Here is a 22,642-nt window from a genome sequence, read left to right on the forward strand (position 1 = left end):
CTCCGGAAGATCCGCGATGAACGCGACCGCCTCAACCGCCAGATCGAGGACGTACGAGACCCGAGCGCCGGGCACGAGACGCTACGCCACCTGATCGACCTGCTGTCCAACCCGATCGAGCTGTACCGCCTGGCCGACAAGCGCGCCCGCCGCACCCTCAACCAGGCGTTCTTCGCCAAGATCTTCCTCGACGCGGACGACGACGGTCCCTACGTCGCGGCAGACGCCCCGGACGACCTGATTGCGCCGCTCGTCGTCGTGGCCAGGAACGACAGCGGCGGCACCACCCGTGTGGGTGATGCCGCCGCTACTACGGCTCTGAACCTCCGTGCCGCCCTGGCGGGCGGTGGTTCAAGTAACGCCGCTCTCGTGGAGGTGCCGGGAATCGAACCCGGGTCCTTCGGTGAATCTACAGGGCTTCTCCGAGCGCAGCTTGCTGTGTCTCTACTCGGCCCCTCCGATCACGCAAGCGAGTCGGTGTGACGGGCCCAGTCGTGATTGGTCTCGCCGCACAAGCCTCACGACGGGGCTTGATTGGCCAGCCTTCTAGATGATGCCGGTGACTAGGCCGAAGGCGTGCCTAGACCGACAGAGCTGCTACTCGCCTCAGGCGGCGAGAGCGAGCTCAGAGCGCTTAGTGTCGGCGCTTATTGCTTCCAACGATCGATTTGTGAGACGACGTTGGCTTCCTCAGCTCGCTTCCCCTGCGTCAGCATCCGAAGTCGAAACCAGTCACCCCCTCGTAGGACGCCGCCCGGGTGGACGGCGCAACCCCACAAGATTAACGCGTCCCCACGCGAACGTCACACGAGATACCCCGTGGTGGGTCAGAAGCCAGCGCAGGGGGTGCCGTTGATCGTGCAGGAGGTGGGGTCGACCTGGGCGGCGGTGTTCTTCGTGGCCTGGAAGCCGGCCTGGACCTGGCCGTTGGGGGCGAGCGGGCCGCCGTCGAGGACGAGGGTGGTGCCGGAGACGGAGGCGGTCGCGTTCCAGAAGCCGGTGACGGCGATCTCGACGTCGGCGGGGTAGGTGAGGCGGACCTGCCACGGCGTGCCGGTGCCGGTGCGGTTGGCGACGAACAGGTTGGACACGAAGCCCTCGTTCCAGCTGCTGCCGAGCACGTACTGCGCGGCGAGGCCGGTGCTGGCGGGCGCGCGGGTGGCCGGCGGCGTGGTGGGGGCGGGCTGCGTGGTGGGGGGCGGCGGGTCGGAGCGCGGGCTGCCGGGGGCGGCGGGGGTCGGGGACTCCTCCTCGAACGGGTCCGCCGTGATGACGCCCTCGGGCGGGGCGGAGAGCGCCGCGGTGGGGATCACGATGAGCGACGGCCGGATGTCGTCGTCGGAGTCGCTGGTGAGAATCCACACGACGCTGCCGATGACGAGCGCGGCGATCACGCCGCCGGCGATGGCGAGCCGGGCCCGGGTGGGTGAGATGCCGAAGAAACCGCTGGTGGCGACACCCTCGGAGTGCTTGCCGGACACGGCTGGTCTTCCTCCCGCGGGCTCCGCGAAGACGCGAAGACTCGGCGCATCGGACGAAGAAGGCTACCCCGTCCGTACCGCGTCAGTCCATGCCCTTGCTGCGCCGCCCGAGCGCCTTGCTGATCTCCTTGGCCGCGTCCCGCTTGGCCAGGTCGTGCCGTTTGTCGTAGTCGCGCTTACCGCGCGCGAGCCCGATCTCGACCTTGGCCCAGCCGTCCGCGAAGTACACCTGGAGCGGCACCATGGTCAGGCCGTCCTCGCGGACCTTGCCGGACAGCTTGAGGATCTCGCCGCGCTTGAGCAGCAGCTTCCGCGTGCGCCGGGGCTCGTGGTTGGTCCAGGTGCCCTGCGTGTACTCCGGGATGTGCATCGCGTACAGCCAGATCTCGCCGTCCTTGACCTGTGCGAACGCGTCGACGAGTGACGCGCGCCCGGCCCGCAGCGACTTGACCTCGGTGCCGGTCAGCGCCATCCCGGCCTCGTAGGTGTCCAGAATCGTGTAGTCGTGGCGCGCCTTGCGGTTGGAGGCCACCACCTTGCGCCCCTTTTCGCGCGGCATCGTGCACAACTCCCTCATGGTCCGAACAACCTCGCAATGCTACAGCGCGCCCGGGCCGATCCCCCACCGACTAAAACCCAGAACGTTCCTTTCCCGCTTCCGGCGGGGTCGTTTTCCGCATGCTCCCGCGGGCACCGGTCGGCCGTGGCCGGCCTCCCTGCACGATCCGTCGTGGTCACCACGAACGCCGGGGCGGGCCGCCGGGACCGGGCTGGGAGTGGCAGCGAGGCCGGCCACGGCCGAGCGGTCTCCGGCGGGAGCGGCGGAACGGGACCACGGCGTGACCGGGACCGCGGTCTTCCGGTCGTTCAGCAGAGGCAGCTGGGCAGCCAGCTCAGCGGCTGTCGCGGGGCGCCGTCCACGCGGACCTCGAAGTGCAGGTGGTAGCCGGTGCTGGCGCCGGTGGTGCCGACGCGGCCGATGGTCTGGCCGCGGCGGACGTGCTGGCCGCGGTGGACGAGGATGCGCGACTGGTGGGCGTAGCAGGTGGTGACGCCGCGGCCGGCGACCTCGCCGTGCGCGACGCAGGTGAAGTTGCCGTAGCCGTTGGCCCAGCCGGCGCGGATGACGACGCCGTCGTCGGCGGCCCAGATGGGCTGGCCGCCGCCGGCCGCGATGTCGACGCCGGAGTGGAGTTGCCAGACCCGGTAGTACGGGTCGAAGCGCCAGCCGAAGTTGCTGGACTTCCAGCCGCGGACCGGCATGAGCAGGCGGGCGCCGGGTCGCATGCGGGTGACGGTCTGCCGGGCGCCGCGGCGGCGGGCCTCCCAGGCGCGGACCTCGGCCGCGATGCGCGACTCGGCCGTGCGGGCCTCGCGGTAGCGGGCGAGGCTGGCGGAGCGCTCCTGCTGGGCGACGCCGAGCGCGGCGCGGCGCTGGTCGGTGAGCGCCTGGACCGCGGCGACCGCGGCCTCGGCGACGCGCTCGGCCTCGCGGGCCTCGGCGAGCTTGGCCTGCGCGTCGGCGTGCGCGGCGTCGGCGGCCTCGCGGGCGGCGGTGGCCGCGTTCTGGGCGTCGCGGGCCGCGCCGCGGGCGTCGACGACGCGGCCGAGCGCGCCGTGCTGCGTGTCGAGCACGCGGTCGACGTAGCCGAGCCGGTCGGCGAACGTGGTGGGGTTGGCGTCGATGAGCACGTTCAGCGTGCCGATGTTGCCGCCCTTGAAGGACGCGGCCGCGAGGTCGCCGAGCCGGTCCCGGGCCTCGGCGACGCGGCGCTCCGCCTGCTCGTAGCGGCCGGTGGCGGCGGCCTGGGCGGCGCGCGCGGTGGCGGCCTTGCGCGCGGCGGTGTCCGCGGCGGCCTGGGCGGCGGCGACGTGGCCGCGGGCCTGTTCGGCGCGGGTCTGCGCGGGCGGGAGGCCGGCGGTGGCGGCGGCTAGGCTGCGGGCGGCGGCCCGGGCACGGTCGGTGGCGCCCTCCAGGATCGAGGCGGCCTTCGCGACCTCCTGCTCGATCCGGCGCTGGTCGTCGCGTGGGTCGGCGGCCGTGCGCGCGGACGCGGGTGCCGCTCCGGGCGCGAGGAACGCCAGGGTGAGCAGGACCGCGAGGGCGCTGCGATAGGACTTCACGGACATATCCCCCGATTCTCCGTGGTCCTCACCCTACATGTGGGAGAACCGGCAGATCGGCAGAAACGCGAATCGCCGCCCGCACCCGGGACGACCCGGGTACGGACGGCGATGCGGCGAGAATGGCCCGAGGGCGACTAGACCCGCAGGTAGAACCGGAGCGTGCTCCACGCGGTGACGGCGCTGACCAGCGCGCCCGCGCCGGCCATGAACGGCAGCATGAGCAGCACGTTGTCCCAGTTGAGCGGCGTGAGCAGCTCGGTCAGGTCGCGCAGCGCGCCGTCGATCAGGAAGATCTTGCCGAGCACCAGCGCGCCGAAGCCGAGCAGCGAGCCGAGCACGCCGGCCGCGACCGCCTCGAGCACGAACGGCGCCTGGATGAACCAGTTCGACGCGCCGACCAGCTTCATGACCGCGACCTCGCGCCGCTTGCTGTACGCCGCGACCTGGATGGTGTTACCCACGAGCAACAGCGCGGCGATGGCCATGATCGACGAGGCGATCAGGGACATGGTCTGCACCGAGTTGAGGATGCCGAAGACCTTCTCCAGCAGCGCGCGCTGGTCGAGGATCTCGTCGACGCCCTCGGCGGTGGCGTACTTCGCGGCGAAGTCCTCGTACTGCTCGGGGTTGTTGAGCTTGACCCGGAACGACTCGGGCAGCTGGTCGGCGCTGACGGAGTTCACGAGGTCGGGCGTGTCGCGCCACAGGGTCCGGAACTTCTCGAGCGCCTTGTCCTTGGTCTCCAACTGGTACGACTGGACCAGTTCGTCGGAGTTCAGCGCCGCGTCCAGACTCTGCCTCTGCTCATCGTTGACGTCGGACTTCAGGAACATCGCGACCTCGATGTTCGCGTAGTAGAAGTCCTTCATCTCGTTGGCCTGCAGGTAGAGCAGCGCGCTGGCGCCGAGCATGGTCAGCGAGACGGACATCGTGATGATCATGGCGATGGTCATCGTGACGTTGCGCCACAGTCCGACCAGCACTTCGGACAGGACATACTTGAGACGCATCGGTGAGGCTTCCTTCGTGAATCGTCTGCGGCCGGGTCAGGGTTCGGGGGATGGAGCCAGTCGATTACCGACTGCTATCAGCCGTACACACCGCGCGGCTGGTCACGGACGATCCGGCCGCTCTCGATCTCGATGACCCGTCGGCGCATCTGGTTCACGATGTTGGAGTCGTGAGTCACCATGACGACCGTGGTGCCGGTCCGGTTGATCCGGTCCAGCAGGCGCATGATCTCGATCGAGGTGTCCGGGTCCAGGTTTCCGGTGGGCTCGTCCGCCAGCAGGATCAGGGGGCGGTTGACGAAGGCGCGGGCCACGGCGACACGCTGCTGCTCACCGCCGGAGAGCTCGTGCGGGTAACGGTGCTCCTTGCCACCGAGACCGACGAGTTCCAGCACCTCGGGCACGACGCGGCGGGCGACCGCCTTGGTCTTGCCGATCACCTCGAGCGCGAAGGCGACGTTCTCGTAGGCCGTCCGGTTGGGCAGGAGCCGGAAGTCCTGGAACACGCAGCCGATCGAGCGCCGGAAGTGCGGGATCTTCCACGAGCGCATGGAGGTGACGTCCTTGGAGTTGACGATCACCTTGCCCTTGTTCGGGGCGACCTCGTGCAGCAGCAGCTTGATGATCGTGGACTTGCCGGAGCCGGACGGGCCGATGAAGAAGACGAACTCGCCCTTTTCGATCCCGACCGACACATCGTCCAGCGACGGCCGGGACGCCTTCGGATACGTCTTGGTCACGTTCTCAAGCTGAATCACGGGAGCAGAGTCTACGCGGTGTAACGAAAACTCCAAGTCCAGAGCCCGCCCGATCTGCCCTCGATGACCCGATAAAGGATCGTCCGATCGGGTGACTTTCGCGGGTCGATCCGCGACACGCCGGGACGGTTACGCCGCGTCGCCGCTCAACTGCTGCTGCTTACGCCACTTGATCCCGGCCTCGATGAACGCGTCCAGGTCGCCGTCGAAGACCGAGGTCGGATTGCCCGTCTCCTGCTCAGTTCGCAGATCCTTCACCATCTGATACGGGTGCAGCACGTACGACCGCATCTGGTCACCCCAGGAGCCGGCCGCGTCGGTCTTCAGGCCCTGCATCTTGGCCTGCTCCTCCTGGCGCTTGCGCTCCAGCAGGCGGGCCTGGAGCACGCGCAGCGCGGACGCCTTGTTCTGCAGCTGGGACTTCTCGTTCTGGCAGGTCACCACGATGCCGGTGGGAATGTGTGTGATTCGCACCGCAGAGTCCGTGGTGTTCACGCTCTGTCCGCCGGGACCTGACGAGCGGTACACGTCCACCCGCATCTCGTTCTCCGGGATGTCGATGTGGTCGGTCTGCTCCACGACCGGCATCACCTCGACGCCGGCGAAGCTGGTCTGCCGGCGGCCCTGGTTGTCGAACGGACTGATCCGCACCAGACGGTGGGTGCCCGACTCGACACTCAGCGTGCCGTACGCGTACGGCGCCTTGACCGTGAAGGTGGCGGACTTGAGGCCCGCCTCCTCCGCGTACGACGTCTCGTAGACCTCGGTCGGGTAGCCGTGCCGCTCCGCCCACCGCAGGTACATCCGCAGCAGCATCTCCGCGAAGTCGGCCGCGTCCACCCCGCCGGCGCCGGCACGCACCGCCACCAGCGCCTCACGGGCGTCGTACTCCCCGGACAGCAGCGTGCGCACCTCGAGTTCGTCCACCGCCTTGGTCAGCGCCTGGAGCTCCGTGCCCACCTCGCCCAGCGAGGACGCGTCGTCCTCCGCCTCGGACAGCTCGAGCAGCACGAAGGCGTCGTCGAGCCGGGCGCGGAGGCGCTCCAGCTTCTGGATCTCCCCGTTGACGTAGGAGAGCTTCGAGGTGACCTGCTGCGCGCGTGCCTGGTCGTCCCAGAGGTTCGGCTCGGCGGCCTGCTCCTCCAACTCCGCCTTCTCCCGGCGGAGCTTGTCGACGTCGAGGACGCCCTCGATGTTCCGCAGGGTGGCGTCGAGGTGCTTGAGCTGGTCGGAAAAGTCGGCTGCAGTCACAACACTCAAGAATACGGCGCGCCGCGCGAGATCGGACTCCCCCCGGGCCGATCCACGCCGGCCCCGGCCATCAGGCGCCCGGCGCGGTCTTCAGCCAGGTGAGCGCCGCCTTGTGATAGGCCACCGCGAACTCCAGCGCGGACGCCCCGAAGTTGTCCCCCGCCTTCTTAGCCTCCTTGGCCTGCTCGCGCGCGGATGCCAGAGCCGCCGTGTGGTACTCGTTGGCACCAGCGATCAAGGTGCTCATCTGGCCCTCACTGTGCTGCTCCCCGAACGCGACGCGGAGCGCGATCGGGTTGCGAATGGCATCGCGTCCCGGGGAGTCGGTCAGCCAACGGCTGAACGCGCGCTTTCCGGACGCCGTGATCGCGTAGGGCTGGCTCGAGCGGGGGCCCGGCTTACCCAGCCGGACATAACCCATCTCGGCGAGCGCCGGCAATTCCCGGTAAACCTGGCTTCGGGTCATGGACCAGAAGGGGCCAAGGCGGCGCTCCGCCTGACCCATGAGTTGCCCACCCGTCATCGGCCCCTCGTGGAGCAGCCCGAGGAGGGCAGCCGCGGTTGGGTTGATTCCTGTCTCGGCCATGCCCATTACGCTGCCACTTTGTAGCCCCGGCGTCCAGGATTTCGAGTTATCCGCGCCAAAGCGTCTCCACAGTGCACTGTCTTGCGCGGACTGTCCGGTGCGGACCGGCCACAAATAGTGATCAACTTCGGGAACTATTCGACCGGGAATGCCCTTTGTCCGGTTCGACGGACCGCAAAGGGTCTCACAAAAGCCGGGGTGCAATGCACCACTCCCGACTCAGCTTTGCAGACTCGGACGCCCGAATGCCGGGAAACGGGGGTCAAGACCCATAGCAAATCGGGGGTCAGGGGCCGGCCACGGTGGAGGTCCCGGACGGTACCCGGGGCACTGGCATACCGCTGGTGTCCCCTCCGGAGAGAAGTACCCCACTCACCACAGTGATCAACATAAGGAACGCGGCCACCACACAAACCGCGATCAACCGGCGTCGCCGCGAACGACCGTCCGATCCGATCCGCGCGCCCGCCATCACCCCGATCTCCGGCATGTGCAGCCGCCCCGCCGCCGCCCTCGGCCACGGCCCGCCCGCGCTGTACGCCGCACCGAGCGCGGCCGCCGCCGGATGGCTCGGCGGCGCGGACGTGGGCGGCGCGGAGATCGGCGGCACGGACATCGGCGCCACCGAGATCGGCGGCGCGGAGACCGGCCCCTGGAACTCCATCACCGGCAGCGCCACCATCCGGCCCGCGTACGCCGGCGACACCGGCGCCACCTCCAGCGGCACCCAGCGCACGTGCGCCTGCCCGCGGCTGCGACCGTTCGGCCGCGGCCACCAGGTCACGTCGCCCTCGGCCAGCGCGGGCAGCGGCGGCAGCCCGGCCACCGAGGACTCCACCCGGCGCAGCCGCTGGCCGATCGCGCGCGCGTCCGGCCGGCGCGCCGGGTCCGGCTCCATGCAGTGCTCGATCACCGGCCACACCTGCGCGGGCAGCCCGGCCGGCGGCACCACCGTGCACTGCCGGTGCCGCGCGAGCACGTCCAGCGGGGTGCCGCCCTTGAACGGGCTGCGGCCGCAGAGCAGCTCGAACAGGACCACGCCCATCGCGTACACGTCCGAGGCCGGGCTCGGTGAAGCGCCCTCCACCACCTCGGGCGACACGTACTCCGGGGTGGCGTGGGTGGCGCGCGCCTCATCGGTGCGGTGCAGCCGCCGGGCCACGCCGAAGTCGACCAGCCGGACCGGGCCGCCGTCCGCGGGCACCACCAGGTTGCCCGGCTTCACGTCGCCGTGCACGATGCCGCGCTCGTGGAGGTACGCCAGCGAGTTCGCCAACTGGGCGATCAGGTTGACCGCGACGGCGGGCGGCACCGGGCCGTCCCGCCGCAGCCTCCGGCGCAGGTCCTCGCCGTCGATCAGCTCCATCACGAAGACGTGCTGATCCGCCTCCCGGCCGAACTCGATCGGCCGCACGATGCACGGGTGGGACAGCTCGGCGAGGATCTCCGCCTCGTCCACGAAGTTGCGCACCAGGTCGGGCTGGGACAGCGCCTCCGGGCGCAGCAGCTTGACCGCCACCGCGCGCCCGGTGCCCGTGTCCAGGCCGGACCAGACCGTGCCGATCGCCCCCCTGGCGATCTCGGCATCGAGCCGGTAGCGGCCGTTGAGCAGACCCGTCATCGTGGTCCTCCTCCCGGGCCCCCCGCCCGGCTGCGTGTCTGATGCTACGGCCGGGAAACCGGATTCCGGAGCCCTGCGCCGCCGAGCCGACACCGGATCGAGGGCTGCGACCAGGGCGAACATCAACTGATCATCGATAAACAACCATGTCGGGGGACATCGCATTGACCGGGTGGAGCCGATAGGGAACATTTGGCTGCCGTGGCGTCTCCACTCGTACGATGGCTCGCAGGTCGCAGCCCTGATCAGCTCGCCCGGATTCTGCTGCACCGGCCGGAGAGCGTCCACGCGGGGACCGGCTCCCGGCCCGCCGCGCCACCGTCCGACCTGTCCGCGCTCGCCGAGCGGCTGCAGCGCCCGGCCGCGCTCCACGCCGCGCTGCGCGCCCAGCCGCTGCCCAGCCACGAGCTGCTCGGGCTGCTCACCCACCTCGGCCGCCGGCACCGCCCGGTGCCCCGCGCCACGCTCGCCCACCAGCTCGGACTGACCGCCGACGACCCCGGCCTGACCGCCGCGCTGGACCGGCTGGCCGCCGCCGCGCTGGCCTGGCCGGACCACGAGGACGGGCTGCACATCCCGACCGAGCTGGCCCGCGCGTTCCCGCACCCGCTCGGGCTCGGCGCGGACGCGGCCCGGCTCTACCGGGAGACCCCCGCGGACCGGCTGCGCCAGATCGCGGTCGCGCTGGGCCGGCCGGATCCGGGGCCGCGCCGCGACGACGCGTACGCCGCGGTCCGCGCCGCGCTGGCGGACGCGCCCGCGGTCCGGGACCTGGCCGACACCGCGCCGCCCGAGGTCCGCGACCTGCTGCACGCGATGGCCGCCGGGCTCCCGGTCGCCACGCCCGACCCGGCGCGATCCGGCGCCCAGGACTGGGCGGTCAGCCGTGGGCTGCTCGCGTTCAGCGGCTGGCGTCTGGAGATGCCGGCCGAGGTGGCGACGGCGCTGCGCGGGCCCGGGTGGACACCGCCGTTCACGCCGGACCCGCCGCTGCCGAAGCCGGTGCCGGTCACGGCGGACGCGGTCGCCCGCGAGTCGGCCGCGGCCGCGCACGCCGCGGTCCAGCACGTCACCGCGCTGCTCGACGCGATCTCGGCCACGCCCGCGGCGGCGCTCAAGACCGGCGGGGTCGGCTCCCGCGAGCTCACCCGGCTCGGCAAGGCCATCGGCGTACCGGCGGCGGAGGCCCGGTTCTGGCTCGTGCTCGCGCACGCGGCCGGGCTGGTCGACGCGGTCTACGACCGATCCGTCGGGTACGGCATGGACCCCACCCGGTACGCGGTCACCGGCGAGCACGCCCGGTGGCAGCGGCTGAGCCCGGCGCGCCGGCTGACCGCGCTGCTGCGCCGCTGGCCCACGCTGGCCCCGGCCGCGCTGGCCACGCACCGCGGCGGTTTCGGCCCGGCCGGTGCCGCGCTCGCGCCGCACCCGCTCGACGCGGTCGCGCCGCGCCTGAAGACCGGCCTGCTCGACCTGCTCGCCGCGCTGCCGGACGGTGCCGGCCTGCCCGCGCCGTTCGCGGCCGGGCCCGCGGTGGGCTGGCACCGGCCGCTCGACACGCCGGTCACCGGCGACCGCGACGAGCTGGTGGTGCAGCTCTGGGAGGAGGCGCGCCTGTGCGGCGTCATCGCACACGGCACGCTGACCCCGCTCGGCCGCGCGCTGCTGGCCGACGACCGTAGCGGCCTCGATCGGGTCGCGGACGGGCTGCTGCCGGACGCGGTGGCCACCGCGCTGTTCCAGAACGACCTCACCGTGGTGGTGCCCGGCATCCCGGCCGCCGACCTCGCCACGCTGCTCGACGCGTGCGCCGATCGGGAATCCCGCGGCGGTGCGGGCACCTGGCGGTTCAGCGCCGCGTCGGTCCGGCGCGCGCTCGACGACGGGCACCGGGCCGAGGATCTCCGCGCCGCGCTCGCGGCCGTCGGCACGCTGCCGCAGGCGCTGGACTACCTGATCGCGGACGTCGCCCGCCGCCACGGTCACGTGCGCGTCCGCCCGGCCGGCTGCGTGCTGCACACCGAGGACCCGGCGCTGATCGCGGAGATCCTCTCCACCCGCGGGCTCGCCGCGCTCGGCCTCACCACGGTCGCGCCGACCGTCCTGGTCAGCCCCGCGGGGGTGACGGAGACGCTGGCGGCGCTGCGCGCGGCGGGATTCGCACCGGCCGGTGAAGACGCCGACGGCGGGCCACTCGTCCGGCAGCGCCCGCCCGCTGCCACCGCCGCCCCGGAGGCGGATGCCGGTCCGGACACGGATGCCGGCCCGCCGGCCGCACGGGAACTCACCCCGGCCGACGCGCTGCACCTCGCCAAGCTGCTGCTGACCGCCGCCAGGCCGGCGGATCCGGTGGAGGAGGCCCGGCAGCGGATCGCCGCGCTGCGCCCGCGGAACCGGGCGGCCGACGAGGACATCACGCTCCACGCGGAACGCCTCGACGACGCCGCCCGCGCCACGCTCGCCGCCTGCGTCCGCGAACGCCGCACCGTCCACGTCGAGTACGTCAACGCGGGCGGCCGCCGCTACACGCGCCTGGTCGAACCGCTCGCGGTCGACGGCGAGTTCCTGGTCGGCCAGGTGCCGCCGCTGGCGGAGGAGGTGTCGTTCGCGCTCGGCCGCATCGTCTCGGTCACCCCGGCCTGACGACGGCGGCGGGTGGGTGTCAGGCGGGACGCGTACCCTGAGTCCGCCGGTTGGCAGCATGCGGCCCGTGCGCCGGGCCAGGCGAGGAAGACAGAGGATGACCAAGCAGCCCCCCACCCCCACGAGCACGAAGCGGTTCGCCGTACCGCTGGAGCCGGTCTTCGCCGTCGTCGCCCTCGGCTGGCTGGGCGTGATGCTGCGGTCGGCGCAGGTCTCGGTGTCGACCGCGCCGGAGGGCGCGCTGGCCGTCTACCTCGCGGCCTACTCGCTGCCCGGGCTGATCTCCGCGAGCCTGGTGGCGGGCGCCGCGACCGGGCTGGCAATCGTGACCACGATCGGGCCGGTGCGGCGCGCGGGCGCGACCGTGCGATTCGCGGTGGCGATCGCGGCCGGGCTGCTGGTCGGCGCGGTCGCGGCGCTGGTGGTGCTGAACAGCTACGGGCGCGGTGACGCGATCACGATCCTGGCGGCGACGTTCGCGGCCTCGGCGACCGCCGGTGGCGCGCTCGCCGGCATCCGGCACGTGGCGCTGGCCGGCGCGGTCGTCAACGCGTCGCTGGGCGTGTTCCTGATCGGCTTCGTGCTCAACCTGTTCCAGGATCCGCTGCTGGACCTGTTCGGCGCGGGCGACACGCAGGCCTCACAGGCGGGCGCGCTGAGCTGGTTCTCGCTGACCGCGTCGCTGGTGAGCGCGCTGGTCGCGGGCGTCACCGCCTACCTGACGCTGACCAGCCGGCAGGGTGACGACCGGCCGAAGTGGGTGGTCTACCTGGCCGGCGGCGCGGGCGCGGGCGCGGTGCTGCTGGTGTCCGAGGCGATCGCGCGGACCGGCGGCGGCCAGCTGCTGGACCTGGCCGGGCAGCTCAGCGAGGCGGACCGGGCCGCGCAGGAGATCCTGGCGAACTCCCGTTTCAACAACGGCCTGATCGTGCTCTTCGTCGGCGCGATCACCGCCATGATCCTGCTCGGCCGCACGCTGAAGCCGATCGAGGACGAGTGAGCGGGCCCTAGCCTAGAGCTGGTCGAGTTCGGTCGCGTCGTACCACTCCAGTTCGTGGTCCTCGGCGCCGTCCACGGTGAACTGCGCGTCCTCGTCGCCGTCGAGCGCGCCCGGGACCGCGTCCGCCGCGGCCGCGACGTCCGGCGCCGCGGCCGCGGAGTCGACGTGGACCGCCGCGACCGCGCCGAGCGGCAGCGGCCGGGCGAGCGTCATGATGGACGAGCCGAGTTGGTCGTCGCCGCGGGTCAGCGCGGAGGCGGGGAGGTCGGCGGAGACCACCACGCGGCGGCGCGGGGCGTCCGGGTCGCGGTGCAGCAGCACGAGCGCGGACTGGGCGGCGCGGGTGAACGCCACGTACTCCAGCTCCTCCTCGTCGCCCTCCGCGTACCACTCGCGCAGCCGGGGCGTGACCGCGTGCACCGGGTCGCCGGGCGCGCCCAGCTCGCCCTTCTCCCGGAGCGCGGCGAGCAGCGGGAGCGTGGCCGGGACGTACACCCGAACGTTCTGATCCGACACCGCCGTGGTCTCCCCGCATCCGTTCCCGAGCCTGCGGTCCCATTAGACCGCACGGGTCAGCAGGCGCAGGCCGCACCCTTCGCCGGCGCGGTCAGCGGGTCCGGATCGCGGGTGAGCGGACCGGCCGGCGTCCGCACCGTGAACCCCTCGCGGATCCAGTACTCGATGCCGCCGATCATCTCCTTGACCCGGTAGCCGAGCTGCGCGAACGCGAGCGCGGCGCGGGTGGCGCCGTCGCAGCCCGGTCCCCAGCAGTAGGCCACGACCGGGGTCGCGGGGTCGATCAGCGCGGGCGCGCGGGCGGCGATCTCGCGGCGCGGCAGGTGCAGCGCGCCGGGGACGTGCGCCTGCGTCCACGCCTCCTCGGAGCGGGTGTCGACGAGCACGAAGCCGGGCGCGCCCGACTCCAGTGCCGCGTGCGTGTCGGAGACGTCGATCTGCATGTCGAGCCGGGCGGAGAACCAGGCAACCCCTTCATTCCACATGCCTCGACGGTACGGACCCGCGGGCCTCTTCTTAAGGGACTTCGCCCGGCAGGCAACCGCTGCGGCCGTGGAAGCACCGCTATAGTGCGCGGATGGCCGCTGTTTCCCCGGAGCTTGACCAGACCGACTGGCGGATTCTCGCCGAGCTGCAACGCGACGGCCGGATCAGCTTCGCGGAGCTGGCCCGCACGGTCTCGATGTCGGCCAGCGCGGTCACCGAGCGGGTGCGCCGGCTGGAGGAGGCCGGTGTGATCTCCGGCTACCGGGCGGTGGTGACTCCGGAGCGGGTCGGGCTGCACATCATGGCGTTCGTCCGGCTGCGCTACCCGACCGGGAACTACCGGCCGTTCCACGAGCTGGTGGCGCGTACCCCGGAGATCATGGAGGCCCATCACGTGACCGGCGAGGACTGCTTCGTGCTGAAGGTGCTGGCCGGGTCGATGCGGCACCTGGAGGAGGTCACCGGGCGGATCAGCGCGCTCGGCGGCGTGACCACCAGCGTGGTCTACTCCAGCCACCTGGAGGCGCGCGCGATCTCGGCGCCGTCGATGTCAGACTAGGGGGGTGCCGCCGGTGGAGCCGAGGTTTCTGCTGCTGTCCGACGTCGCCGCCGAGCTGAACGTGTCGGACTCGCAGGTCTACCACATGGTCCGCAGCGGCGAGCTGCCCGCGATCAAGATCGGTGGCCGGGGACAGTGGCGCGTGGAGCGCGCGCGGCTGGAGGAGTACATCGCGGCGAAGTACGCCGAGACCGCGGCGTGGGTGGCGAAGAATCCGCTGGTCGACCGCGAAGACGAGGCCTGACCGGCCGGCACGAGCGGTCACGCTCGCGGATCACCCATCGAAGTCGATCGTTGACGTGGCGCTGTCGTCTGCCTTTCAATGGAAGCCGTCGAAGGCAAACGAAGGTAAACGAAGGCATCGGGAGCGTCCTCATGGTCACGCGACTCGTCGATCCCCGCGGCACCCGCCCCGCCATCCGCGTCAGCCGCATCCCCCCGGTCGATCCCCCGTTCGACGACGAGCCGCTCGCCTGGTCCGACGCCGACCAGCTGACGCTCCCCTGGCGTCCCCGCGAGCCGCCGGTGCCGGACGCGCCCGCGTCCCTGGCCGGTCTCCGGTCGCTGTCCGACCTGGCCGCGCTGGCCGGGCTGGGCGCGCCCGGCCGCACGCCGCCGCCGATCCCGGCCGACGCACTGGCCGGCGCCTCCGGCGAGGCGCGCGGCGCCGCGCACCGGTTCCTCACCCGGGCGCTGGAGATCCTCAACGGATACCGCCCCGTCGGTCACCTGCGCGCGTCGTCCGCACTGCTGGCCACGCCCACCATCCTGCGCGGCGCGGACACCGCGCTGCGCACCATCGCCCGCCTCCGCCGCGCCGCCGGGCTGCCGCCGGTGGCGGGCCGGCGGCCGCTCGCCGCCGAGGCCCGGGTGCGGCCCCGGCGGCTGCGCGTCTGCGAGCCCCGCCCGGGCGTGGCCGAGGCGTCCGCGGTGCTCACCACGGCCGGGCGCACCTGGGCCCTGGCCTACCGGCTGGAGCTGCTGCACGGCCGGTGGCTCGCCACCGCGTTCACGGTCGTCTGACCCCGCCCGAGCGGAAGGCGCTCACAGTTGACGAAGAATCACCGGATACTTGATCTTCTCGTCCGCGGCCAGCAGCAGCGCCTTGCTGATGATCTCGGAGAGCCGGCTGTCGCCCTCGAACGGCAGGAGCAGGTCGGGTTCCGCCGACTCCGGGATGATGCACAGGCAACGGTCCTCCGGCGCGATCAGGATGTTCCCCGAGCTGTGGTGGATGCCGGTACGTGTGCGGGTCGCCGCGCACCTCCAGGAACTTCTCGGTCGGCGTGCACCGGCCGGCGATCGCCAGCCGCGGCGAGCAGGCGCTCGACCACACCGGCCGGCGCCCAGCCGCACGCCACGGCCGAGTGCCTCCGGAAAGCGGAGTCCGCGGCGGGTCCCGGAACGACACCGCCGGCCCGGCCGTGCGGCCGAGCCGGCGGAGAGCGGCGGCGGACGATCAGTCGTTGCCCGGCGCGCCGTGGCAGCGCTTGTACTTCTTGCCGGAGCCGCAGGGGCACGGCGCGTTGCGGGACGGGCCGTTGGAGGCGGCGGCCTGGCCGCTGCCGGTCACCGGCGCGCGACGGGCGGCCGCGCGCGGCGACGGGGTGCCGCCGACCGGGGTGTCGCCGCCGAGAGCCGGGGCCTGGCGCTGCATCTCGACCGCGCCCGAGCCGGCGGCGCCGTCGATGGTGGGCGCGGAGTACTGCAGGGGCTGGCGCTGGGCGCGCCCGCCGCCGAGACCCTTGGCGCGGACCTCCACCTGCGTCTCCGGCTCGGCAGCAGCCGGCGCGGCATCCGCGGCCGGAGTGCCGCCACCGAGGCGGGGCAGTGCCTGCGCCTTGCTGGCGTCGACCGTCGGGGTCTCCTCGACCTGGACCTCCAGGTTGAAGAGGAAGCCGACCGCCTCCTCCTTGATGCCGTCCATCATCTGCTGGAACATGTCGAAGCCCTCGCGCTGGTACTCCACCAGCGGGTCGCGCTGCGCGTAGGCGCGCAGGCCGACACCCTCCTGGAGGTAGTCCATCTCGTAGAGGTGCTCGCGCCACTTGCGGTCGATGACCGCGAGCAGCACCTGACGCTCCAGCTCGCGCAGCGCCTCCGCCCCGAGCTCCTGCTCGCGGCGGTCGTAGGCGTCGTGCACGTCCTCCTTGAGCTGGGCCAGCAGGAACTCCGGGTCGATGTGGTTGATCTCGCCGCCGGCCTCCTCGGCCAGGTCCTCGATGGTGCGGCCGACCGGGTAGAGCTGCTTGAGGCTGGTCCAGAGCTGCTCGAGGTCCCAGTCCTCGGCGTACCCCTCGCCGGTGGCGCCGCGCACGTACGCCTCGATGGTGTCGTCGAGCATGTGGCGGACCTGGTCGTGCAGGTCCTCACCGTTCAGGACGCGCTTGCGCTCGGCGTAGATCACCTGGCGCTGCTTGTTCATGACCTCGTCGTACTTGAGGACGTTCTTGCGGATCTCCGCATTCTGGCCCTCGATCTGGGTCTGCGCGCTCTTGATCTGGCGGCTGACCATCTTCGACTCGATCGGGACGTCCTCGGGGATGTTGAGGCGGTCCATCACGGCCTCGACCGCGCCGGCCCGGAAGCGGCGCATCAGGTCGTCCTGCAGCGACAGGTAGAACCGGGACTCGCCCGGGTCGCCCTGACGGCCGGCGCGACCGCGCAGCTGGTTGTCGATCCGGCGGGAGTCGTGGCGCTCGGTGCCGAGCACGTAGAGCCCGCCGGCGGCGACGACCTCCTCGGCCTCGGCGTCGCACTGCTGCTTCCAGCGCGGGAGGATCTCCTCCAGCGCCTTCTCGTACTCCTCCGGGTGCTCGACCGGGTCGATGCCGCGCTGGCGCAGCTCCGCGGTCGCGAGGTGCTCCGGGTTGCCGCCGAGCAGGATGTCGGTGCCGCGGCCGGCCATGTTGGTGGCGACCGTGACGCCGCCCTTGCGGCCGGCCTGCGCGATGATCTCCGCCTCCTGGGCGTGGAACTTCGCGTTCAGCACGTGGTGCGGGATGCCGCGGCGGCGCAGGAGCTGCGAGAGGATCTCCGAGTTCTCCACGGAGACGGTGCCGACCAGGACGGGCTGACCGTTCGCGTGGCGCTCGGCGATGTCCTCGACGACCGCGTGGAACTTCGCCTTCTCGGTCTTGTAGATGACGTCCGGGTGGTCCTCGCGGATCATCGGGCGGTTCGTCGGGATGGTGACCACACCGACGTTGTAGACCTTGTTGAACTCCGCGGCCTCGGTCTGCGCCGTACCGGTCATGCCGGACAGCTTGTTGTAGAGGCGGAAGTAGTTCTGCAGGGTGACCGTGGCGAGCGTCTGGTTCTCCTGCTTGATCTCGACGCCCTCCTTCGCCTCGATCGCCTGGTGCATGCCCTCGTTGTAGCGGCGACCGTGCAGGACGCGACCGGTGAACTCGTCGACGATCAGGACCTCACCGTCGTTGACGATGTAGTCCTTGTCCTTCTTGTAGAGCTCCTTGGCCTTGATCGCGTTGTTCAGGTAGCCGACCAGCGGCGTGTTCACCGACTCGTAGAGGTTGTCGATGCCGAGCTGGTCCTCGACCCGGGAGACACCGCGCTCGGTGATCGCGACGGTGCGCTTGGCCTCGTCGACCTCGTAGTCGCCCTCGCCGTCCTTGCCGCGCTGAAGGCGCTTGACCACGCGGGCGAACTCGCCGTACCACCGGGCGGAGTGCTCGGCCGGGCCGGAGATGATCAGCGGGGTCCGGGCCTCGTCGATCAGGATCGAGTCGACCTCGTCCACGATCGCGAAGTTGTGGCCGCGCTGCACCAGCTCGGCGGCCGACCACGCCATGTTGTCGCGCAGGTAGTCGAAGCCGAACTCGTTGTTCGTCCCGTAGGTGATGTCGCACTCGTACGCCGCGCGGTGCTCGGCGGCCGGCCGGTTCGGCAGGACGACGCCGACGGTGAGGCCGAGGAACCGGTGAATCCGGCCCATGGTCTCGGCGTCGCGCTGGGCGAGGTAGTCGTTCGTGGTGATGATGTGCACGCCGTCCCCGGACAGCGCGTTCAGGTACGCCGGCATCACACAGGTCAGGGTCTTGCCCTCACCGGTGCGCATCTCGGCGATGTTCCCGAAGTGCAGCGCGGCGCCGCCCATCAGCTGGACGTCGTACGGCCGCTGGCCGAGCACGCGTTTCGCGGCTTCGCGGACCGTGGCGAACGCCTCGGGGAGCAGGTCGTCGAGCGACTCACCCTCGGCCAGCCGCTCACGGTATTGGTCGGTCAGGTCGCGGAGCTCGTCATCCGTGAGGTCAGTGTATTGATCCTCGATCGAATTGACGGCGTCCGCGATGGCCTTGAGCCGCCGCACCATCCGGCCTTCGCCGGCGCGGAGGACTCTTTCCAGAATCGACACGGGTCAACGCTCCCTACACAGTCTGCCGAACCATCGTAGGGCGCCGAGGGCCGGAAGCGACCACCGCGGCTCCCGATAGTCGCTCGAAACGGACAAAAATCCGCTGTGAGTTCGCTGAGGGCAGATTATCGGCCGCGTCCCGTACCCGGGAAAGGCGGTTGGGGATCTCGGACCCATGGGTGAGGATGGCCGGATGGAACCCGTGGAGATCATTTCCGACGGTTTGCGCCTGCGCGTCTGGGAACCCGGCGACGTGGACCGGCTCAACCGGGAGGTCGCGCACCCCGACGTGCAGCGGTGGACGGCGCTGCCCACCGACCCGGCCGAGACCGCCGAGTTCGCACTGCACCGCGCGCCCGCGCTGCGCGAGGCCGGCACGGCGCTGCATCTCGGCGTCTTCGACGCGGCGGACGGCCGGCTGCTCGGTGCCACGGCCCTGCACAAGATCAACCTCTCCGACGGGTACGCCGAGCTGGGCTACTGGGTCGCGGCCGGCGCGCGCGGCGCCCGCGTGGCCGAGCGGGCCGCCCGGGCACTGCTGAACTGGGGTTTCACCGAGCTCGGCCTCGGCCTGGTGGGCTGGCGCGCGCGGGTCGGCAACCACGCCTCCCGGATCACGGCGCTCCGCCTGGGGTTCACCATGGAGGGCACCGGCCGCGCCACCCGCACCGCCCCGGACGGCACCCGCTCCGCGCGCTGGACCGCGTCGCTGCTGCCCGCGGACCTCACCGCGGCCGGGCGGCCCGACTCCCCCGCGGTCGCGCTCGAGGCCCGCCGCGCCCGCGTCTTCGGCGGCCCGCGCCCGGTGCTGACCGCTCCGGGCGGCGTGCGGCTGCGCGCGGCGGAGGAGCGTGACCTGCCGGCGACCGTGGAGACCTGCCGCGACCCGGAGACGCTGCGCTGGACCACGGTGCCGGAGAACTACACGCTCGCGGACGCGGCCTCGTACTCGCTCGGCTACCAGCCGGCGCAGTGGACGGCCGGGACCGCCGCGATGTTCGTGTTCACCGGGCCGGACGACGAGTACGCCGGGAACATGGACCTGCGGCTGACCCGGCCCGCCGACCCACTCTTCGCGGACGTCGGGTTCTCCGCCGCGCCCCGGGCCCGCGGTCGCGGATACACCACGGCCGCGCTGCGTACCGTCTGTGCCTGGGGCTTCGAAGCGCTCGGCCTGGAGCGCATCGAGTGGCTGGCGCACGTCGGCAACGACGCGTCGCGGCGGGTGGCGGAGAAGGCCGGGTTCACCGTCGAGGGCGTGCGCCGGTCCGGGCTCGCGCACCGCGGCGAGCGCCGCGACGTGTGGGCGGCCGGCCTGGTCCCCGCGGATCTGCAAGGGAGATGAGCCGCATGGATCGGACCACCGTCGAGGACCAGGGGGTACGGCTGCGCCCGCTGCGCCGGTCCGACACGGCCGACGTGGTCGCGGCCTGCTCGGACCCGCTCACCCAGCGCTTCCTGCCGCTGTTGCCCCGGCCGTACACGGAGTCGGACGCGATCTGGTGGATCGAGGAGGGCGCGGAGGCGGAGTGGCGCCAGGGCGGCGGCGTCTGGGCGATCGCCGATCCGGCCACCGACCGGCTCGCCGGCACCATCGGGCTGCACCGGGTGGTCCGCGAGCGCGCGCAGGCCGAGGTCGGCTACTGGGTGTCGCCGTGGGCTCGCAACCGCGGCGTCGCCAGGGCCGCGACCGTGGCGCTGAGCGCGCACGCGTTCGCGCACGGCTTCGCCCGGCTGGAGCTGCTCACCGAGCTGGAGAACATCGCCAGCCAGCGCGTGGCGCTCGCGGCCGGCTTCCAGCGCGAGGGCGTCCGCCGCGGCCTGGCACCGGACGGCGTGGGTGGCCGGACCGACCTGGTCGCGTTCGCCCGGCTCGACGGCGATCCGGCCGGCCCGGTCGCGCGGTGGCTGCCGGACCTGCCCGGCGGCGAGCTGAGCGACGGCGTGGTCACGCTGCGGCCGCTGCTCCCCGGCGACGAGGACTTCCTGTATACGCTGCTCAACCAGCCGGACGTGGTCGCCACCAGCGTGCCCGCGGTCGCGCCGGACCGGCGCGAGATCGCGCTGCGGTGCGCCCGGTCGCAGGCGCACTGGCTGGCCGGGGACCGGGCCGACCTGGTCATCGTGGACACCGCGACCGGCCGCCCGACCGGCGACATCGGGCTCTACTACCAGGAGCGGAACACCGGACAGGCCATGATCGGGTACGCGATGCTGCCGGAGTGGCGCGGGCGCGGCTTCCCCACCCGGGCGGTGCAGCTGCTGGCGCTCTGGGCGTTCGCCGAGACCTCCATCGCGCGGCTGGTGGCCGGCACCAGCCCGCAGAACGCGGGCTCGCAGCGGGTGCTGGAGAAGGCCGGCTTCCAGCGCGAGGGCTACCACCGCTCCCGGCTGCCCGCCGCTAACGGCCGTCGCATCGACGACGTGCTCTTCGCGATGGTCGCGTCCGACCTGATCAGCCGCACCGCGCGGCCGGAGCGGTGAGGGACGGGGTGCCCGCCGTGCGGGCACCTCGTCCGCGCGGACGTCAGGCTTCCAGGGACAGGACGCCGTAGTCGTAGCCGCGGCGCCGGTAGACGACGCTCGGGCGGCCGGTCTCCTTGTCCATGAAGAGGTAGAAGTCGTGGCCGACCAGCTCCATCTGGAAGAGCGCGTCGTCCACGGACATCGGGATGGAGGAGTGCTCCTTCTCCCGGACGATGTGCCACGGCTGGTCGTCGTGGTCCGGCTCCTGCTCCCGCTCCTGGACCATGGTGGCGGTCCCGCCACCCAGGGGGGCGAAGCCCTCGGCCGGCAGCCCCGCGGTCGCGGCCGCGACCGAGACGGGGGTCCGGCGGCCGCGGTGCACGCGGCGACGGTCGGCGGAGCGGCGGAGACGGGTGTCCAGCTTGGTGATGGCGCTGTCCAGGGCGCTGTAGAAGTCGGCGGCACATGCCTCGGCGCGGATCACCGGGCCGCGGGACACGACCGTGATCTCGACTCGCTGGCAGTGATCGGATTGGCGCGGATTGCGCTCGTGAAACAGCTCGACGTCGACGCGGATGAGCTTCTGGTCGTAGCGCTCGATCTTTTCGAGCTTCTCGGCGACGTGCACCCGGTAGTGGTCCGGCACCTCAACGTTGCGACCCTTGACGACAATGTCCACGCGTGACCTCCCCATGATCGATTCTGAGAGACCACCGGGCACCCCGGCGGCCACAGATCTGGGCTTGAACTGGTCTGACGAGGCGGAGGACGGTCAGGCGCGGTCCGCGTGCATGCCGGCGCGCGCTGGGGAAACGATCTCGACCGACCTCCGAAAACGCGGCGTAGCCTCCTCTCGGCGGGCAGTGCTGGCCAGCGCGGCCAGCGGGGTGCGAAGCACCCACACAGCGGCGATAGATCTTGAGGGTCATACCCCCGCTATAGAAACGCTAACCCGTGTTCGGGCCCGCGTCACGCTCCGTTCCCAAGACCGTGTCGAGAAGATTCGCTCACCGGGCACGTTCGGGGGACAAAGGCTGCCGTCTCAACGTTGCCGCGAGCACGGCGGCGCCGGTCACCGCCACGCCGGCGGCGCGCAGCCGGTCCGCGATGACGGCCAGCGTGGCGCCGGTGGTGACGATGTCGTCGAGCAGGATCGCCGGGCCGGGCGTGTCGCGCAGCCGGGCCGCCTCCCGCGCCCGCACCCGGAACTTGGCCGCGGCCTCGGTCATCCGCCCGGCCGCGGAGAGCTCGGTCGAGTCGGCGCGGGAGCGGGCGGTCAGCGGGCGGGCCAGCGTGGTGCGCACGCCCGCCTCGCGCAGCCGGGACGCGGCCCAGCCGGCCAGCGCGGCGAGGTGGTCGCCCTGCCGCTCCCGCACGGCCCGCGGCGTGGACGGGACCGGCACCAGCACCACGGCGGGCGCGGGCGCGGCGGCGGCCACCACGTCGCCGAGCAGCATGCCCAGCGGCCGGGCCAGCGCGCGGCGGCCACGCTCCTTGTAGTCGAGCAGCGCGCCGCGCAGCACTCCCGCGTACGGCCCGAGCGCGGCACAGGGCGGGAAGCCGGGCGGTGCCGGGTCCGGCCGGGTGGCGAACGGCGTGAGCGTGCGCAGCGCGGCCTCGCACTCGGGGCAGACCGCGCGGCGCAGCGCGCGGCCGGAGGCGCCGCAGCCCGCGCACGCGGACGGCAGGATCAGATCGGTCAGCGTCGCCCAGAGGCCCGCGCCCATGCTCGTACCCCTCCGGTGGTCGTGGTGTTCCGAAGG

20 protein-coding genes, 1 other RNA gene and 2 pseudogenes are annotated in these 22,642 nt (G+C 72.3%); 7 read left to right on the forward strand and 16 right to left on the reverse strand.

Annotated features, from left to right (window positions below):
• Window positions 1–367 precede the first annotated feature (367 nt).
• From ssrA to J2S41_RS29535, 9 genes are all read right to left on the reverse strand, one after another.
• Window positions 368–740, reverse strand: a transfer-messenger RNA (tmRNA) gene (gene ssrA / locus J2S41_RS29495).
• Between the two features lie 87 nt (window positions 741–827).
• The gene (locus tag J2S41_RS29500) at window positions 828–1,481 is read right to left on the reverse strand and encodes a cellulose binding domain-containing protein (RefSeq protein WP_310372506.1); all 654 of its coding nucleotides are present in this window, start codon (window positions 1,479–1,481) and stop codon (window positions 828–830) included.
• A gap of 82 nt (window positions 1,482–1,563) precedes the next feature.
• Entirely contained in the window at window positions 1,564–2,040 is a 477-nt protein-coding gene (gene smpB / locus J2S41_RS29505; RefSeq protein WP_310372509.1) for an SsrA-binding protein SmpB, read from the reverse strand.
• Between the two features lie 308 nt (window positions 2,041–2,348).
• Window positions 2,349–3,611 (reverse strand): M23 family metallopeptidase, encoded by a 1,263-nt coding sequence (locus tag J2S41_RS29510; RefSeq protein WP_445343936.1) that lies wholly within the window; start codon window positions 3,609–3,611, stop codon window positions 2,349–2,351.
• A 131-nt stretch (window positions 3,612–3,742) separates the two neighbouring features.
• Window positions 3,743–4,618 carry a permease-like cell division protein FtsX gene (gene ftsX / locus J2S41_RS29515; RefSeq protein ID WP_310372513.1) on the reverse strand — a complete coding sequence of 292 codons (876 nt, stop codon included), beginning with the start codon at window positions 4,616–4,618 and terminating at the stop codon, window positions 3,743–3,745.
• Between the two features lie 77 nt (window positions 4,619–4,695).
• Window positions 4,696–5,376: a cell division ATP-binding protein FtsE gene (gene ftsE, locus J2S41_RS29520; protein WP_033339704.1), complete on the reverse strand. Its 681-nt coding sequence runs from the start codon at window positions 5,374–5,376 to the stop codon at window positions 4,696–4,698.
• A 129-nt stretch (window positions 5,377–5,505) separates the two neighbouring features.
• Complete coding sequence (gene prfB / locus J2S41_RS29525; protein ID WP_310372515.1) at window positions 5,506–6,627, reverse strand: peptide chain release factor 2; 1,122 nt, start codon at window positions 6,625–6,627, stop codon at window positions 5,506–5,508.
• Between the two features lie 70 nt (window positions 6,628–6,697).
• Complete coding sequence (locus J2S41_RS29530) at window positions 6,698–7,213, reverse strand: PadR family transcriptional regulator (protein ID WP_310372517.1); 516 nt, start codon at window positions 7,211–7,213, stop codon at window positions 6,698–6,700.
• Between the two features lie 286 nt (window positions 7,214–7,499).
• A complete protein-coding gene (locus J2S41_RS29535) occupies window positions 7,500–8,834 on the reverse strand; it encodes a serine/threonine-protein kinase (RefSeq protein ID WP_310372519.1) in 1,335 nt (444 codons plus the stop codon).
• 201 nt (window positions 8,835–9,035) lie between these two features.
• Here J2S41_RS29535 and J2S41_RS29540 point away from each other — a divergent pair, with 201 nt between their 5' ends.
• Both J2S41_RS29540 and J2S41_RS29545 read left to right on the forward strand, forming a co-directional pair.
• A complete protein-coding gene (locus J2S41_RS29540; RefSeq protein ID WP_310372521.1) occupies window positions 9,036–11,477 on the forward strand; it encodes a helicase-associated domain-containing protein in 2,442 nt (813 codons plus the stop codon).
• A 97-nt stretch (window positions 11,478–11,574) separates the two neighbouring features.
• Complete coding sequence (locus tag J2S41_RS29545; protein ID WP_310372522.1) at window positions 11,575–12,477, forward strand: hypothetical protein; 903 nt, start codon at window positions 11,575–11,577, stop codon at window positions 12,475–12,477.
• A gap of 12 nt (window positions 12,478–12,489) precedes the next feature.
• Here J2S41_RS29545 and J2S41_RS29550 read toward each other — a convergent pair whose 3' ends face one another.
• Window positions 12,490–12,993 (reverse strand): DUF6912 family protein, encoded by a 504-nt coding sequence (locus J2S41_RS29550; RefSeq protein WP_310372524.1) that lies wholly within the window; start codon window positions 12,991–12,993, stop codon window positions 12,490–12,492.
• Window positions 12,994–13,049: 56 nt separating this feature from the next.
• Window positions 13,050–13,478, reverse strand: coding sequence for a rhodanese-like domain-containing protein (locus J2S41_RS29555; protein WP_310372526.1), 429 nt, complete (start codon window positions 13,476–13,478; stop codon window positions 13,050–13,052).
• Between the two features lie 92 nt (window positions 13,479–13,570).
• Here J2S41_RS29555 and J2S41_RS29560 point away from each other — a divergent pair, with 92 nt between their 5' ends.
• From J2S41_RS29560 to J2S41_RS29570, 3 genes are all read left to right on the forward strand, one after another.
• Window positions 13,571–14,038, forward strand: coding sequence for an Lrp/AsnC family transcriptional regulator (locus J2S41_RS29560; RefSeq protein ID WP_310372528.1), 468 nt, complete (start codon window positions 13,571–13,573; stop codon window positions 14,036–14,038).
• 13 nt (window positions 14,039–14,051) lie between these two features.
• On the forward strand, window positions 14,052–14,282 hold the full coding sequence (locus tag J2S41_RS29565; protein ID WP_310372530.1) for a helix-turn-helix transcriptional regulator: 231 nt from the start codon (window positions 14,052–14,054) through the stop codon (window positions 14,280–14,282).
• 131 nt (window positions 14,283–14,413) lie between these two features.
• Window positions 14,414–15,061 (forward strand): Rv3235 family protein, encoded by a 648-nt coding sequence (locus J2S41_RS29570; RefSeq protein ID WP_310372532.1) that lies wholly within the window; start codon window positions 14,414–14,416, stop codon window positions 15,059–15,061.
• Between the two features lie 21 nt (window positions 15,062–15,082).
• On the opposite strand, the gene J2S41_RS29575 is transcribed toward J2S41_RS29570, so the two are convergent.
• From J2S41_RS29575 to secA, 3 genes and pseudogenes are all read right to left on the reverse strand, one after another.
• Window positions 15,083–15,394, reverse strand: coding sequence for a DUF7737 domain-containing protein (locus tag J2S41_RS29575; RefSeq protein ID WP_310372534.1), 312 nt, complete (start codon window positions 15,392–15,394; stop codon window positions 15,083–15,085).
• A 103-nt stretch (window positions 15,395–15,497) separates the two neighbouring features.
• Window positions 15,498–15,602: pseudogene (locus J2S41_RS40010) on the reverse strand (SEC-C metal-binding domain-containing protein); the annotation flags it as partial.
• A gap of 62 nt (window positions 15,603–15,664) precedes the next feature.
• Window positions 15,665–18,413, reverse strand: a pseudogene (gene secA / locus J2S41_RS29580) (preprotein translocase subunit SecA); the annotation flags it as partial.
• A 193-nt stretch (window positions 18,414–18,606) separates the two neighbouring features.
• Here secA and J2S41_RS29585 point away from each other — a divergent pair.
• Window positions 18,607–19,758: a GNAT family N-acetyltransferase gene (locus J2S41_RS29585; RefSeq protein WP_310372538.1), complete on the forward strand. Its 1,152-nt coding sequence runs from the start codon at window positions 18,607–18,609 to the stop codon at window positions 19,756–19,758.
• A gap of 5 nt (window positions 19,759–19,763) precedes the next feature.
• Complete coding sequence (locus J2S41_RS29590; RefSeq protein ID WP_310372540.1) at window positions 19,764–20,897, forward strand: GNAT family N-acetyltransferase; 1,134 nt, start codon at window positions 19,764–19,766, stop codon at window positions 20,895–20,897.
• Window positions 20,898–20,940: 43 nt separating this feature from the next.
• Here the strand turns inward: J2S41_RS29590 and hpf are convergent, their stop codons facing one another.
• On the reverse strand, window positions 20,941–21,558 hold the full coding sequence (gene hpf, locus J2S41_RS29595) for a ribosome hibernation-promoting factor, HPF/YfiA family (RefSeq protein ID WP_310372542.1): 618 nt from the start codon (window positions 21,556–21,558) through the stop codon (window positions 20,941–20,943).
• Window positions 21,559–21,886: 328 nt separating this feature from the next.
• Window positions 21,887–22,606: a ComF family protein gene (locus tag J2S41_RS29600; protein ID WP_310372544.1), complete on the reverse strand. Its 720-nt coding sequence runs from the start codon at window positions 22,604–22,606 to the stop codon at window positions 21,887–21,889.
• Window positions 22,607–22,642 lie beyond the last annotated feature (36 nt).

This window comes from Catenuloplanes atrovinosus (genome assembly GCF_031458235.1).
GTDB classification, from domain to species: Bacteria; Actinomycetota; Actinomycetes; order Mycobacteriales; family Micromonosporaceae; genus Catenuloplanes; species Catenuloplanes atrovinosus.

What these genes read in the sequence shown, in the direction of transcription:
- smpB (WP_310372509.1), bottom strand. Translation starts at nt 2,040, where the DNA reads ATGCCGCGCGAAAAGGGGCGCAAGGTGGTGGCCTCCAACCGCAAGGCG.
- J2S41_RS29510 (WP_445343936.1), bottom strand. Translation starts at nt 3,611, where the DNA reads ATGTCCGTGAAGTCCTATCGCAGCGCCCTCGCGGTCCTGCTCACCCTG.
- ftsX (WP_310372513.1), bottom strand. Translation starts at nt 4,618, where the DNA reads ATGCGTCTCAAGTATGTCCTGTCCGAAGTGCTGGTCGGACTGTGGCGC.
- J2S41_RS29530 (WP_310372517.1), bottom strand. Translation starts at nt 7,213, where the DNA reads ATGGCCGAGACAGGAATCAACCCAACCGCGGCTGCCCTCCTCGGGCTG.
- J2S41_RS29535 (WP_310372519.1), bottom strand. Translation starts at nt 8,834, where the DNA reads ATGACGGGTCTGCTCAACGGCCGCTACCGGCTCGATGCCGAGATCGCC.
- J2S41_RS29545 (WP_310372522.1), top strand. Translation starts at nt 11,575, where the DNA reads ATGACCAAGCAGCCCCCCACCCCCACGAGCACGAAGCGGTTCGCCGTA.
- J2S41_RS29555 (WP_310372526.1), bottom strand. Translation starts at nt 13,478, where the DNA reads ATGTGGAATGAAGGGGTTGCCTGGTTCTCCGCCCGGCTCGACATGCAG.
- J2S41_RS29560 (WP_310372528.1), top strand. Translation starts at nt 13,571, where the DNA reads ATGGCCGCTGTTTCCCCGGAGCTTGACCAGACCGACTGGCGGATTCTC.
- J2S41_RS29570 (WP_310372532.1), top strand. Translation starts at nt 14,414, where the DNA reads ATGGTCACGCGACTCGTCGATCCCCGCGGCACCCGCCCCGCCATCCGC.
- J2S41_RS29585 (WP_310372538.1), top strand. Translation starts at nt 18,607, where the DNA reads ATGGAACCCGTGGAGATCATTTCCGACGGTTTGCGCCTGCGCGTCTGG.
- J2S41_RS29590 (WP_310372540.1), top strand. Translation starts at nt 19,764, where the DNA reads ATGGATCGGACCACCGTCGAGGACCAGGGGGTACGGCTGCGCCCGCTG.
- J2S41_RS29600 (WP_310372544.1), bottom strand. Translation starts at nt 22,606, where the DNA reads ATGGGCGCGGGCCTCTGGGCGACGCTGACCGATCTGATCCTGCCGTCC.